Here is a 13,125-nt window from a genome sequence, read left to right as displayed (position 1 = left end):
GATGCAAAAGACGCCATCCCAGGTATGCTCAGCGCGGCGATGGAATCGCGGTTCCCCAGTTGCGCCACTCTTTCGGCGCTTCGTCCTGTAGCAGGAAGTGCTTATCCGGGTTCGCCTGCGGCGCCAGCGGCACCGTCGGCGGCGTCGCAAACTGGATGCCGCCACGGATAAACTGCTGGAAGGTGCCGGTTTTCACCACGCCGCCCACCAGGCCGAAGTCGAGGTTGTAGCCGGAGGCGAGCCAGAACACTGAATTATTACGCACCAGATGCTGATACTTCTTGCTGATGCGCAGGGCGATCTGTACGCGGTCCGCCATATTTCCCAGCGAGGTGCCGGTCACGGTGCCCACTTCCACCCCGCGGAACAGCACCGGCGTACCCAGCGACAGCGAGCCCGCCTCGGTGGCATCCACATAGATATTCAGACCATTCAGGTAACGCGAATCGGTGATCGTGCTCTCCTGCAGCTCAAACGAACGCGCGGCGTTCCCTTTGCCGGGATCGACGTTGACATAGGGCTGCAGCAGCGTCTCCAGATGATTCACGCCGGTGGCGGAAATCTCAGGGGAGACGACCGAGAAGCGGCTGCCCAGACGGGCAAAGTCGTTGACGTACTCAGGGTAGAGCACCGCTTTCGCCACCACCTGATTGTTATCTTTGCTCAACGACAGCGACTCAACCTGGCCGACGTTAATTCCCAGATAGCGGATCGGCATCCCGGCCGAGAGTTTGCTGGCGTCATAGGTATGCAGCGTAATCTGACTGCCGACCGCGCGGGCCGCCGTTTCAGAGGAGTAGAGCACCCGTTTAGCCCCTTTAGCCGACTGTGCACCACTCATGTTGTCAAAGCTGATCGCCCCTTTGAGCGCCCGGTTCAGGGGAGACGCCTGCACGGTCAGGCCGCTGCCGTTCAGGCTGACGCGCGCGCCGCCCTCGGCCCAGAAAACGCTTTCGCTGGTCAGCAGTTTGCGATACTCCGGTTTAATATGCACGGCGATATCGAAGGCGTCGGCGCGCGGCGTCACTTTCACGATCTCACCGACCTGATATTTGCGGTAGAGCACCACCGAACCGGCCTGCACGTCAGGCAGGCTGTTCGCCGTCAGCATCAGCGTCGTAGAGGGGGCATCGCCAGTAATGCCTTCATCCGCTTTTTCCGCGTCGGCAAACAGCGGATAGGCACTTTTCGGCGCGCCTTTTTTGCCCGGCTCCAGCCGGATGCCACCATCGACCCACTCACGGGCGCTGGCACCTAACACCTGCATCCCATCCAGACCAAACTTCACATCGAGGCGGCTGTTAACGATGAATTTACTGTCGCCGTGCACCAGGTTGCGATTCTCCGGGTTGACCGCCACCACGAAATTCACGCCATTCTCATCCAGCGAACGCGACATCACCTGGCCAATCTGCATACCGTGCAGCATCAGCGGCTGACCCTGGTCGATGCCATAGCTCTCCGGTGCGCTGAGTCTGACCGTCAGAACATTCGGCTTCTGCAGCAGGGTTTCATTCGACGCCAGCACGGTAAAGTGCTGCTGCGGCTCGCCTTCGCCCGGCACCAGCTCCAGCGTATTGCCGGTCAGCAGTGCGCTGAGACTGGTATCGGTCAGGCTGATTTTCGGGCTGTGCATCTCAATCCGGGTGCCGCTGCGCATCAGGCCGACCACCGAAGGATCGATGGTCAGCTCGCCGGTGACTTTACCGCCATCCTGCAGGTTGAGTTTCGTCAGCGTACCGACCTCCAGCCCCTGATAGATCAGCGGCGTACTGCCCGCTTTCAGGTTTCTGCCGTCGGGCAGATCCAGGGTGATCAGCACTCCGCGCTGGCTGTGGGCGAGATCGGGATAGAGCCGGTAGTGCTGTTCCGACTTCGCCGCCTGTGCGCCCTCGGGTGAGTCAAAGGCGATAGCGCCATTCACCAGCGCCGCCAGACTCTCCAGCTGAACCTTTGCGCCGCTCAGGCTGACGTCGGCGTTGACGCCCGAGACGTTCCAGAAGCGGCTGCTGGTTTTCACCAGATTGACAAAACGACGGTCGATCAGCACATCGATCGCAACGCCGTCGGTCTTGCTGTTAATGTTGTAGTCATAGACCCGGCCCACCGGAATCTTACGGTAGTAGACCAGTGACCCGGTGCTGAGCGATCCCAGGTCGGGCGCATGTAAGTGGATCAGCAGTTCGCCGGTATTGACCCGGTATTTCGGCTGCGTATCCAGCGCAGTGAACGCGTCGCGGGGTTTGCCTTTACCCGGCATCATCCCGATATAGTTACCCCCCACCAGCGCATCCAGTCCCGATACGCCAGCCAGGGAGGCTTTCGGCGTCACCAGCCAGAACTGCGTATCTTCGCGCAGCGCGTCACGCATATCGCTCTTGATGCTCGCTTTGATCTGAATGCTGCGATAATCGTCGCTGAGATTAATGCCCTGCACGGTGCCCACTTCCACACCCTGATAACGAATCGGGGTGCGGCCCGGCACGATACCATCCGCCGTCTGGAAATTGATGGTGATGGTGGTGCCGCGCTCCTGGTAATTGGTCCAGAGCAGCCAGCAGGCGATCAACATCGCAATAATTGGCAGCAGCCAGAAGGGCGAAATTTTACGCTTATTGCGCAGCGTGGCGTTAGTCGGTGTAGTCGGCGTTTCCTGTTGCATGTGCATCCCAGAGCAGGCGGCTGTCCAGCCACTCAACAGACATAATGGTCAGGATAACGGCCGCGCCAAAAAACAGCGCCGCCGGTCCCATGGTAAAAGCCAGTAGCTGGTCGCGGTTGACCAGCGACATGGTTAACGAAATGACAAACAGATCGAGCATCGACCAGCGGCCGACCCAGGTCACGAACCGCAGTAACAGGATGCGGGTTCTGAGCCCCTGTTCACAGCGAAAATGAATGCTGAGCAGCAGGGTCAGCATCACCAGTACCTTGGTAAAGGGCACCAGAATACTGGCGATAAACACAATCGCGGCCACCGGTACATTGCCTTCCCCCAGCGACAGGATGCCGGAGAAGATCGTATCCTCGCGGCGCGACCCGTTGACGTAGACCACCGAGATGGGCATCAGGTTGGCGGGGATCAACAGCACAATCGAGGCGATCAGCGCGGCCCAGGATTTTTGCAGGCTGTGACGACGCCGGAAGTCGAGCGGGGTGTGACAGCGCGGACAGCGGCCACGGGCGTCGGGCAGGCCGGTATGGTGGCAGTTCAGGCAGACCTGCATCGCGTCACGGGCCATATTTCCCGGCCGCTGCGGGTAAAAGTGTTCCCACAACTGCTCCATATTCAGGTGGATCAGCGTCAGCACACTCAGCACCGTCAGGGCAATGTAAGCCGCCAGCCCGTAGCCAATCTCCAGCGAAGCATAGTCCTGGACTTTAATGGACGCCACGGCGATACCGATCAGGTAGATATCGAGCATCACCCACTCTTTGAGCTTCTCAAGCATCAGCAGCACAGGCCGCAGGTTCATGCCCAGACGCCGCCCGATGCCGAGGTAACAGATGCCGACGACCAGCGTCACGGGCGCGCCGATAGTACAGAACGCTACCATTGAGGCGGTCAGCACATCACCCTGCTGGGTCATCTGGATGACGCCTTCCAGCACGCTGGCGTTGATGCGCATACCGAGCAGCCGGATATCGACCAGCGGCAGCGAGAAGGCAAAGGGCATTAACACAATCATGGTGGCGGCCATCGCCATCAGGCGGGTCATGGACCAGTCTCGACCGCTGAGAATCTCAGCATGGCAGCGCGGGCAGTAAGCCGACTGATGCGATTTCACATCCGGTAAGGAAAAAAGGGTATCGCATTGCGGACAACGCTGATAACGTGCGTGAGGCAATGTCTGGCTGATAGCGTGAATTTTCATAGGGTGAGGCAGTCTTCGCTCTTCAGAAGTAACTATTATTGGTCGTCAAGACATTGTCTGTGTGCCTGTCTCGGGCATCACGCTTCGATCCACAGAATGCTAAGGGTATAGCAACTAACGCTATGATTCACCTTGTGGCTCTGGATATTTAAAACTTATTTTTAACGAACGGTCTCAGTTGCTCCGTTCAGATGTCATTGGTAATGGTTAAATAATGAACAAAACTGCCTTTTACGCCGATTTGAATCGCGATATGCGCGCCTTGCTGGCGGGAGAAACGGCGTTCCTCGCCGCAATGGGAAACTTCAGCGCGCTGCTGTACGAACGTCTCGAAGGCGTGAACTGGGCAGGTTTCTACCTGCTGACGGAAGCCGATACGCTGGTGTTGGGCCCGTTCCAGGGCAAAATCGCCTGTGTGCGTATTCCGGTCGGTAAAGGTGTGTGTGGCACGGCGCTGGCAGAAGAAAAAGTGCAACGCGTGGATGATGTGCATGCTTTCCCGGGCCACATCGCCTGCGACGCAGCCAGCAATGCTGAAATTGTGATTCCTCTGAAAGTGAATGGCACTGTGGTTGGGGTGCTGGACATTGACAGCGTAGTGTTCAATCGCTTTGACAGCGACGACGAATCGGGCCTGGTCACGCTGACTGATGGGCTTTGTGAAGTGCTTGCGAACAGCGACTTAGAAAAATATCTGCAGCTGACACGCAGCTAATCGACTGGATCACATGGCATTTAGCGATGTTGTCATTATAATGTCGCCTGTTCATGCCTGCGCTGGTCGGCAAACCCGTTGTAATCAGGAAATTTCATGGAAAATCAACCTAAGTTGAATAGCAGTAAAGAAGTCATCACGTTTCTGGCGGAGCGTTTTCCGCACTGCTTTAGCGCTGAAGGTGAAGCGCGTCCGCTCAAAATCGGTATCTTTCAGGATCTGGTCGAGCGTGTTCAGGGCGAAATGGGTCTGAGCAAAACACAGCTGCGTTCTGCGCTGCGTCTCTATACGTCAAGCTGGCGTTACCTTTACGGCATCAAAGCCGGTGCGATTCGTGTCGATCTCGACGGCAACGCCTGTGGCGTGCTGGACGAGCAGCACGTTGAGCATGCACGCAAGCAGCTCGAAGAAGCCAAAGCGCGCGTTCAGGCGCAGCGCGATCAGCAGCGTGCCGCACGTCGTGAAGCAGGCGAGAGCGAAGAGGGCGCAGCACCGCGTCGTCCACGCAAGCCGGCCGCGCGTAAGCCTGCAGAAGGCGATGCACCGCGTAAACCGCGTCCTCAGAACACGGCACCGCGTGCGACCGCTTCACAACATCGCAAGCCCGCTCCGCGTCCGGAGCAGGAAGCCAAACCCATCACTGATACCTCAACTTTGCAACCCGGCCAGAGTATTAAAGTTAAAGCAGGCAAAAGTGCGATGGACGCCACCGTTCTGGAAGTATCGAAAGACGGCGTTCGGGTCCAGCTCGCTTCCGGCATGGCAATGATTGTGCGCGCAGAACATTTGCAGTTCTGAAACGGAGGCTAACCCCGGCATGAACACCCTTTTAAGAGTTGGACTTATTGCGGGCCTGCTGTTAGCAGGCCCTGCCTTCGGCGCAGAGAACATCACGCGCGCCGATCAGATCCCCCAGCTTCATGAAGACCCGCAGGACCCTACGGTCAGTGAGCGCGTAACCTCGCGCTTCACCCGTTCCCACTACCGTCAGTTCGACCTGGATCAGAACTTTTCAGCGAAGATTTTCGATCGCTATCTGAACATGCTCGACTACAGCCACAATGTGCTGCTGGCGTCAGATGTGGCGCAGTTTGCCAGCAAGAAAGGGACCGTTGGCGATGAGCTGCGCAGCGGCAAGCTGGATCTCTTTTACGACCTCTATAATCTGGCGCAGAAACGCCGTTTCGAGCGCTATCAGTATGCGCTGACGGTGCTGGCGCGTCCGATGAATTTCAGCGGCAATGACACTATCGACATTGATCGCGCAAAAGCCCCGTGGCCGAAAGATGAAGCGGAACTCAACGCGCTCTGGGATGCCAAGGTGAAATATGATCAGCTGAGTCTGAAGCTGGCGGGCAAAGATGATAAGGAGATCCGCGACGTTCTGACTAAGCGTTACAACTTCGCCATCCGTCGTCTGGCTCAGAGCAATGGCGAAGACGTTTTCCAGCTGGTGATGAACGCCTTTGCCCGCGAAATCGATCCGCACACCAGTTATCTGTCGCCGCGTAACACCGAGCAGTTTAACACCGAAATGAGCCTCTCCCTGGAGGGGATCGGTGCCGTGCTGCAGATGGATGATGACTACACCGTCATTAACTCGATGGTCGCAGGCGGCCCGGCAGCGAAAAGCAAAGCCATCACGGTAGGCGATCGCATCGTCGGCGTGGGTCAGCCCGGCAAGCCGATGGAAGATGTGATCGGCTGGCGTCTGGATGATGTCGTCGCCAAAATCAAAGGACCGAAGGGCAGCAAAGTGCGCCTTGAGATCCTGCCTGCCGGTAAGGGCACCAAAACCCGTACCGTAACGCTGACGCGCGAAAAGATCCGTCTGGAAGATCGCGCGGTAAAAATGAGCGTTAAAAATGTCGGCAAGCAGAAAGTGGGCGTGCTGGATATCCCGGGCTTCTATGTCGGTCTGACCGATGACGTGAAAGTGCAGCTGCAGAAACTGCAGAAGCAGAACGTTGACAGCGTGGTGATCGATCTGCGCACCAACGGCGGTGGCGCACTGACCGAAGCCGTGTCACTTTCCGGGCTGTTTATTCCGAGTGGTCCGGTAGTGCAGGTTCGCGACAACAACGGTCGTGTGCGTGAAGACAGCGACAACGACGGCGTAGTCTACTACAAAGGTCCGCTGGTGGTGCTGGTCGATCGCTTCAGCGCCTCCGCCTCTGAGATCTTCGCAGCCGCCATGCAGGATTATGGCCGTGCGGTGATTGTCGGCGAACCGACCTTTGGTAAAGGCACCGTTCAGCAGTATCGTTCGCTGAATCGTATCTACGACCAGATGCTGCGTCCGGAGTGGCCGGCGTTAGGCTCCGTCTCCTACACCATTCAGAAGTTCTATCGCATCAACGGCGGCAGCACCCAGCGTAAAGGCGTCACGCCCGATCTGCTGATGCCAACCGGCGTGGAAGCGGCGGAAACCGGTGAGAAATTTGAGGACAACGCCCTGCCGTGGGACAGCATCAAGGCTGCAACCTATGTCAAAACCGGTGATATTAAACCGCTGGTTGCGCAGCTGACGAAGCAGCATGCTGAGCGTATCGCTCAGGATCGCGAGTTCCAGTACATCATGAAGGATATTGCACGTTTCAATGCCATGAAGGATAAACGCAACATCGTGTCGCTGAACCTGGCGCAGCGCGAGAAAGAGAATCGCGAAGATGATGCGTCACGTCTGGAACGTATCAACGCGCGCTACCAGGCCGAAGGCAAAAAACCGCTGAAAAACCTGGATGAGCTGCCGAAAGATTATAAAGAGCCCGATCCTTACCTCGATGAGACGGTGAAGATCGCCAACGATCTTGCGCAGCTGGAGAAAGCCCAGCCAGAAGCACCGGCGGCGAAATAACCCGCTGTTGTCCGCAAAAGCACCGCTCAGCGGTGCTTTTTTTTGCAGCTGAAAAAGTTTCCGGTAATCCGGGATTAGCGCGCCGAAAGCCGCCGGAATGCCGGTCCCGGCTTCAGACGTGTCAGAATGTAAAGTTATGTCTTTTTAGGCACTTAAACGTTAAGGTTGCTTGAAAACCAGCACAATGCTCATAGGATATGGATCCGCGTATAGGCGCGTGAACTACTGAGGAAGATTAACCAAAATGATGCGTATTGCTCTTTTCCTGATGACCAACCTGGCTGTGATGTTGGTATTCGGGCTGATTCTCAGCCTGACAGGGATCCAGTCAAGCAGTGTTCAGGGCCTGATGATTATGGCAGGTCTGTTTGGCTTCGGCGGTGCGTTTGTTTCACTGCTGATGTCGAAGTGGATGGCGCTGCGATCGGTTGGCGGTGAAGTGATTGAACAGCCACGCAACGAAACCGAGCGCTGGCTGATGGAAACCATTGGCCGTCAGGCCCGGCAGGCGGGCATTGCGATGCCGCAGGTGGCGATCTATCACGCCCCTGACATCAACGCCTTTGCCACGGGGGCGCGACGTAACGCCTCGCTGGTCGCTGTCTCGACCGGTCTGCTGCAGAACATGAGTCGCGACGAAGCGGAAGCGGTGCTGGCGCATGAAGTGTCGCACATCGCAAATGGCGACATGATCACCATGACGCTGATTCAGGGTGTGGTGAATACCTTCGTGATTTTCGTGTCACGGATTCTGGCGCAGATCGCAGCGGGCTTTATGTCCGGCAACCGCGATGATGAAGAGAGCAGCAACGGTAACCCGCTGGTCTATTTTGCGGTATCAATGGTGCTGGAACTGGTGTTTGGTATTCTCGCCAGCATCATCACCATGTGGTTCTCCCGTCACCGTGAGTTCCACGCCGACGCCGGTTCAGCGAAGCTGGTGGGACGCGAGAAGATGATTGCGGCCCTGCAGCGCCTGAAAACCAGCTACGAACCGCAGGAGCCCAGCAGCATGATGGCGTTCTGTATCAACGGCAAAGGGAAATCCTTCAGCGAGCTGTTTATGTCGCATCCGCCGCTGGACAAACGTATTGAAGCCCTGCGCAGCGGTCAGTATCTGAAATAGTGCTCAGCAGCATAAAAAAGGCGACCTCCGGGTCGCCTTTTTGTTTTGCCACCGTCAGGCGCGACTCTGCGTCATGCGCGAGACGCTGACCAGTGCCGCGACAGCGGCGAAACTGCCCGCCAGCAGCAGTGACGCATGCGTACCCCGCTCATCAAACAGATTAAACATCAGCGCAACCAGCGCCGCGCCCATACTCTGTCCCAGCAGGCGCGCGGTGCCCAGCATGCCGCTGGCGCCGCCGCTGCGATGGCGGGGTGCCGAGGTGACGATGGTATGGTTGTTGGGCGACTGAAACAGGCCAAACCCGGCACCGCACAGCATCATGCGCCAGATGATATCGCCATCGGTGGGATTAGCCGGCAGCCAGGCGAGCAGGAACAGCCCCAGGGCAAACATGGCCAGGCCGATTCCGCCCAGCAGCCCGGCGTGAAAACGCTCAATCAGCCGGCCCGCAATCGGCGCAAACACCATCGTCGCCAGCGGCCACGGCGTCAGCAGTAACCCCGTCGCCACCTCACCGCGCTGCAGGACGTTCTGCAGAAAGAAGGGCAGGGAAACCATCGCCAGCATCTGCGCGCAGAAGGAGCAGACTGAGGTGCCCATCGACAGGCTGAAAACCGGAATGCGCAGCAGATCCACCGGCAGCAGTGGCACCGCCATGTTCAGCTGACGCCGGATGAAGAACCCGCCGATAATCAGCAGCGCCACGACTTCCGCCAGCACCAGCAGATGACGCTGACCCTGAGCAAACCCGCTCAGGGCAGAGATGATCAGCCCAAAGAACAGCGCGTTCATGATGGCGCTGGGCACGTCGAATTTCTGGGTGGTCGCCTTCTGCGGGTTATCCGGCAGGGTGCGCAGCGCCAGCCAGAGCGCCACGGCCCCCAGCGGCACGTTAATCAGAAACAGCCATTTCCAGCTCGCCACCGACAGAATGGCGGCCGCCACCGTCGGGCCAGCCGCCGTGGAGACCGCCACCACCAGCGAGTTGATCGCCATGCCGCGCCCCAGATAGCGCTGCGGATAGATAATGCGTATCAGCGCCGTATTCACACTCATCAGCGCCGCGCCGCCCAGCCCCTGCAGCACGCGGGCGAAGGTCAGCATCGTCAGTGAAGTCGAGAAGGCGCAGAACAGCGAGGTGACGATAAATAGCGCAAGGCCCGCCTGATAGACGCGACGGTAACCGAGCATGTCGCCGAGAAACGAGAGCGACAGCAGTGAGACAATAATGGCTATCTGATAAGCATTCACAATCCAGATCGACTGCGCCGGGCTGGCGTTCAGCTCACGCGAAATCGTCGGCAGCGCGACGTTGGCAATCGCGCCATCCAGCACCGCCATCGTCAGGCCGAGGGCGATGGTGACAATCGCCTTGTAGCGCTGCGCCGTGGGTAAGCCATCCTGCGGGGGAGAAGGGGTCATAAGTTAACTACTAAAGAGGGTGAATATCATCATGCTAATCAAGTTAGCCGGGAAATGCAGCGATGCGGTAAATAAAAACTGTCTTAAAATATGACTTAATGGTTAAAGGATTGCTGCCCTGCGGGGCCTCCCTCTATACTGACGGTTCGTTCCATTTTTTTTGAAACAGCTTAACAAGGTGCGCGATGTCCTCTGCAGAAAATGATAAACAGCCCGATTCGGTCTCTTCGGTTCTCAAAGTGTTTGGCATTCTGCAGGCGCTGGGTGAAGAGCGCGATCACGGTATTACCGAGCTCGCGCAGCGTGTGATGATGTCAAAAAGCACCGTCTACCGTTTTCTGCAGACCATGAAGTCGCTGGGCTACGTCACCCAGGAGGGCGAGAGCGAAAAGTACTCCCTCACGCTGAAGCTGTTTGAACTGGGCGCGAAGGCACTGCAGAACGTCGATTTAATCCGCAGCGCCGATGTGCAGATGCGTGAGCTCTCGCGCCTGACCCGAGAGACTATTCATCTGGGCGCGCTGGAAGAGGACAGCATTGTCTACATCCACAAAATCGACTCGCTCTATAATCTGCGTATGTATTCGCGCATTGGCCGCCGTAATCCGCTTCACACCACCGCCATCGGCAAGGTCCTGCTCGCATGGCGCGATCGCAGCGAAGTGAATGAGATCCTGCGGGAAGTGGAGTTCAGGCGCAGCACCGCCAATACCCTGCTAAGCGCAGAAGCACTGCTGGCGGTGCTGGATCAGGTCAGGGTGCAGGGCTATGGCGAAGATAATGAAGAGCAGGAAGAGGGGTTACGCTGCCTCGCTGTGCCGGTGTTTGACCGTTTTGGCGTGGTGATTGCCGGCCTCAGTATCTCGTTTCCCACTATCCGGTTCTCAGAGGATGCCCGTCAGGACTATGTCAATATGCTGCACCGGGCGGCGCGCACGCTTTCTGCAGAGATGGGCTACCACGACTATCCGTTCTGAGCAAAAGCGGGCCATCCGGCCCGCCTGTCGTTAATTGTCGATCACTTCGCCGCTTTTCTTCAGCAGCGGACAATCCGTGACGCCCACTACGCCACTGTCGGTGTGCAGATACTGTGCGCTGATCACGCCGCGCGCGGTCAGGTAACTGCACTGCAGGCCGAGCCCGGCCGCATTCTTCGTACTGCCGGTCAGCACTCCGTAACCCGTAAACAGCATCGCCAGCCAGATCACCGCCAGCAGGCCTGTTGCGCGAATAAACAGTTTCATGAAGTCTCCTTGTGAAAGATAGCTCAGCGCCGCACAGGGTGCCGCCGGGTATAATGATATCAGCATGCCCGGCTTTTCTGGCGGAATCGATCAGAGATAACTGAAACGGCAAATTCTGCATTGCTGTTCGCCCCATTATCTTTTGCAGTGCCGACAGGTAGAATAGGCGGCTGTGATGTTCTGGTATTTCCACTTAGTTTTACGAGGCAGTTATGAATGAGTTAGCCGCAAATTCGGGATCGCTGGTCAGTTATGGCCTGCTGGTCATCATGGTGATTGTGGCGTTTATCGCCTGGTTCTTTGTTAACCGGGCCAGCGTGCGCGCCGGTGAACAGATCCGGTTACTGGAGTCGCTGCTCGAAGAGCAGAAGAAACAAAATCAGCTGCTGCGTCGGCTGATTGAGATGCAGCCAGGCGCAGAGCCAAAAAAAACCGATGACGATCGGGAGAAGCGCGACTTTATCCGGTTAATCCCGGAGCGATAATCACAGCAGGGAGGCGGGATGGCCTGGAAAAATCCGTGGTACGACAGCCGCAAAGCGCACCATACGCCTCAGGGCTTCTCGAATCCTGAACCGGATCTGCGGCAGCCAGGCGATCTGAAGCGCTGGCGCCGTGAGCGTAAAGCCGGGGGATTGCCGCTGCCGCCCCGGCAGGGCTACGCGGCTTTTGTCCGGGAGTGGTGGCAGCCTGCCGATCTCAGCGGCAGCGACGATCGTATCTGGTGGCTCGGCCATGCCGCCGTGCTGCTGCGCCTCAGCCAGCGCTATATCCTGATCGATCCGGTGCTCTCTTCCCGCGCCTCACCGCTGCCCTTTGCCGGTCCGCAGCGGAAAACGCCCGCGCCGCTCAGCATCGCCGATCTGCCGCGTCTTGATGTGGTGCTGATTTCACACAATCATTACGATCATCTGGATCGATCGACGGTGAAGGCGATTGTCCGCCGATTTCCGCAGGCGACCTTTGTTGTGCCGCTGGGGCTGGCGAAGTGGTGCAGGGCGCGCGGCGTCAGAGAGGTGCATCAGCTCGACTGGTGGCAGTCGATCACGCTCGGCGAACTGCACATCGATGCCGTACCGGCGCGTCACTGGAGTATGCGGACGCCCTTTGACCGTAACCGCTCACTCTGGTGCGGCTGGGTAGTGCGCTCAGCCGCCTGCCGTTTCTGGTTCTCCGGCGACAGCGGCTACAGCGACAGCCTCGCGGAGATCATCGCCCGGCTGGGGCCGTTCACGCTGGCTGCGCTGCCCATTGGTGCCTATGCGCCGCGCTGGTTTATGGCCGGGCAGCATATGGACCCGGATCAGGCGGTGGCGTTGTGGCAGAAGGCCGGCAGGCCGCTGACGCTGCCCATCCACTGGGGGGTTTTCGAACTGGCCGATGAGTCGCTGGATGCCCCTCCGCAGGAACTGGCGCAGGGGCTGTACCGGGCGCATGAGCGTAACGGCGACTTCGCGCCGTGGCGAATAGGGGAAAGCCGCCGTCTGAATAACGCTGCCCAGGAAACGTCCTAAAGCCTGGCGGGCAAATAAAAGCCAGCATTTTTTTATCCGGCATCAATTTTTTCAAATCGAAAGTTAAATTCTTAATAAGTAAAAAGGATGCCGTTGCTTTTATTTGGAGCAGTGCTTATGTCTGGCTCCTGCTTTTGGTGCAAAAAAAGTGTTACCTGTACGAAATAAGCGTCGCTGTACAGGATTGACGGCTGATTTCACATAACAGACATGGGTGCCGCTCTGCTTATTCATTCTGCCTCTGCCATATTTATGCAATATTTATTTCTTATGGTATCCATCAGGTTAGCGCCGGAAACCGCGCGTTAAAAAGGGGGCTGGCCGCGGCAGAGCATTATTCACACCGCGTTTTGTCCACCTCTCTGAACA

11 protein-coding genes are annotated in these 13,125 nt (G+C 57.7%); 7 read left to right on the top strand and 4 right to left on the bottom strand.

Annotated features, from left to right (window positions below; genetic code table 11):
• Positions 1–28 precede the first annotated feature (28 nt).
• Both AB1748_RS12235 and yebS read right to left on the bottom strand, forming a co-directional pair.
• A complete protein-coding gene (locus tag AB1748_RS12235; RefSeq protein WP_367395547.1) occupies positions 29–2,662 on the bottom strand; it encodes an MlaD family protein in 2,634 nt (877 codons plus the stop codon).
• On the bottom strand, positions 2,631–3,875 hold the full coding sequence (gene yebS / locus AB1748_RS12230; protein WP_293771180.1) for a membrane integrity lipid transport subunit YebS: 1,245 nt from the start codon (positions 3,873–3,875) through the stop codon (positions 2,631–2,633). The genes AB1748_RS12235 and yebS overlap by 32 nt, the downstream gene beginning before the upstream one ends.
• A 214-nt stretch (positions 3,876–4,089) precedes the next feature.
• Here yebS and AB1748_RS12225 point away from each other — a divergent pair, with 214 nt between their 5' ends.
• From AB1748_RS12225 to htpX, 4 genes are all read left to right on the top strand, one after another.
• Entirely contained in the window at positions 4,090–4,590 is a 501-nt protein-coding gene (locus AB1748_RS12225) for a GAF domain-containing protein (protein WP_111138849.1), read from the top strand.
• A gap of 96 nt (positions 4,591–4,686) precedes the next feature.
• A complete protein-coding gene (proQ, locus tag AB1748_RS12220) occupies positions 4,687–5,388 on the top strand; it encodes an RNA chaperone ProQ (protein WP_111138850.1) in 702 nt (233 codons plus the stop codon).
• Positions 5,389–5,407: 19 nt separating this feature from the next.
• Positions 5,408–7,447, top strand: coding sequence for a carboxy terminal-processing peptidase (prc, locus tag AB1748_RS12215; RefSeq protein WP_293771177.1), 2,040 nt, complete (start codon positions 5,408–5,410; stop codon positions 7,445–7,447).
• Positions 7,448–7,691: 244 nt separating this feature from the next.
• Positions 7,692–8,573 (top strand): protease HtpX, encoded by an 882-nt coding sequence (htpX, locus tag AB1748_RS12210; protein WP_111138852.1) that lies wholly within the window; start codon positions 7,692–7,694, stop codon positions 8,571–8,573.
• A 54-nt stretch (positions 8,574–8,627) separates the two neighbouring features.
• On the opposite strand, the gene AB1748_RS12205 is transcribed toward htpX, so the two are convergent.
• Positions 8,628–9,998 (bottom strand): MFS transporter, encoded by a 1,371-nt coding sequence (locus tag AB1748_RS12205; RefSeq protein WP_111138853.1) that lies wholly within the window; start codon positions 9,996–9,998, stop codon positions 8,628–8,630.
• Between the two features lie 185 nt (positions 9,999–10,183).
• Here AB1748_RS12205 and kdgR point away from each other — a divergent pair, with 185 nt between their 5' ends.
• Entirely contained in the window at positions 10,184–10,975 is a 792-nt protein-coding gene (gene kdgR, locus AB1748_RS12200; RefSeq protein ID WP_111138854.1) for a DNA-binding transcriptional regulator KdgR, read from the top strand.
• Positions 10,976–11,005: 30 nt separating this feature from the next.
• On the opposite strand, the gene AB1748_RS12195 is transcribed toward kdgR, so the two are convergent.
• Positions 11,006–11,242: a YobH family protein gene (locus tag AB1748_RS12195; RefSeq protein WP_111138855.1), complete on the bottom strand. Its 237-nt coding sequence runs from the start codon at positions 11,240–11,242 to the stop codon at positions 11,006–11,008.
• 212 nt (positions 11,243–11,454) lie between these two features.
• On the opposite strand from AB1748_RS12195, the gene AB1748_RS12190 reads away from it, so the two are divergent.
• Entirely contained in the window at positions 11,455–11,727 is a 273-nt protein-coding gene (locus tag AB1748_RS12190) for a YebO family protein (protein WP_111138856.1), read from the top strand.
• Between the two features lie 18 nt (positions 11,728–11,745).
• On the top strand, positions 11,746–12,756 hold the full coding sequence (locus AB1748_RS12185; protein WP_367395546.1) for an MBL fold metallo-hydrolase: 1,011 nt from the start codon (positions 11,746–11,748) through the stop codon (positions 12,754–12,756).
• Positions 12,757–13,125 lie beyond the last annotated feature (369 nt).

Source organism: Pantoea sp. Ep11b, assembly GCF_040783975.1.
In the GTDB taxonomy this organism is placed as follows: Bacteria; Pseudomonadota; Gammaproteobacteria; order Enterobacterales; family Enterobacteriaceae; genus Pantoea.
The sequence above is the reverse complement of the archived record's forward strand: the minus strand, read 5'-3'. Positions and strand labels throughout refer to the sequence as shown.